Annotated in this window: 1 protein-coding gene and 1 other annotated feature; the gene reads right to left on the bottom strand. The window is 63.5% G+C overall.

Going from position 1 to position 1,152, the window contains the following annotated elements:
* Window positions 1–1,152 (bottom strand): IS3 family transposase gene (locus FOA17_RS13460; protein ID WP_203232326.1). Its coding sequence is split into 2 segments (ribosomal slippage), with 1,153 coding nucleotides annotated over them: window positions 1–897 and window positions 897–1,152; the frame shifts between segments, so codons are not numbered across the junction. This gene is flagged as partial in the annotation.
* Window positions 788–904 (bottom strand) — a sequence feature (AL1L pseudoknot). It overlaps the preceding gene by 117 nt.

Genomic DNA, 1,152 nt, shown 5'->3' with positions numbered 1-1,152 from the left:
CCTCTGCTTCTGCGGGCGGGATGTTCCCGATTGGCTCAAGCAGGCGGCGGTTGTTGAACCAGTCGACCCATTCGAGGGTTGCGTATTCGACGGCTTCGAAGCTGCGCCACGGACCACGACGGTGGATGACCTCTGCCTTGAACAGACCGTTGATCGTCTCGGCCAGCGCGTTGTCATAACTGTCGCCGACGCTGCCGACGGAGGGTTCGATGCCTGCTTCTGCGAGGCGCTCGGTGTAGCGGATGGACAGATACTGGCTGCCGCGGTCGCTGTGGTGAACCAGTCCCATGCCCTTTGCCGGGCGGCGATCATGCACCGCCTGTTCCAGGGCATCGAGGACGAACCCCGCATGCGCCGAGGTGCTGACGCGCCACCCCACGATCTTGCGGGCGTATGCGTCGATGACGAAGGCGACATAGACGAAGCCCCTCCAGGTGGCGACATAGGTGAAGTCGCTAACCCAGAGCATGTTCGGCGCGGGCACGCGAAACTGGCGGTTAACCTTGTCCAGCGGGCATGGTGCCTTCTTGTCCGGTATCGTCGTCCTGTGCGGCTTTCCACGGATAATCCCTTGAATACCCATGCTCTTCATGAGCCGTGCCACCGTGCACCGCGCGACACCGAAGCCCTCTCGGCCAAGCTGTCGCCAGACCTTCCGGACACCATAGACCCGCCAGTTCTCCTCGAACACGCGAAGGATCTCGGGGCGCAGCGCTTCGTCCTGACGGGCCCGATCAGACCGCCGAGACGGATCGGCCCGCTTCGCCAGATGATCATAGTAGGTGGACGGGGCGATCGGCAGCACGTTGCAGATCGGCTCGACCCCGTGCGCATTCCGGTGCGCGTCGATGAAACCCACCATCACTTCGACCGGCGGTCGAGCTCCGCCATCGCAAAATACGCTGACGCTTTGCGAAGGATCTCGTTCGCCTGGCGCAGCTCGCGGTTCTCGCGTTCCAAAGCCTTCATGCGCTCGGCCATCTCGGTCGGAATGCCCGCGCGCTTCCCGCTGTCGACCTCGGCCTTCTTCACCCACTCGTTCAGCGTATGGGCCGAACAACCGATCTTCGCCGAAATCGACACGATCGCCTGCCAGCGCGACCCATGCTGACCTTCGTTGTCGAAGACCAGCCGCACCGCCCGCTCGCGCAC

This window comes from Gemmobacter caeruleus, assembly GCF_008271655.1.
GTDB lineage: Bacteria > Pseudomonadota > Alphaproteobacteria > Rhodobacterales > Rhodobacteraceae > Gemmobacter > Gemmobacter caeruleus.
Note: the sequence above shows the minus strand (reverse complement) of the source record. Positions and strands in the feature narration are given on the sequence as shown.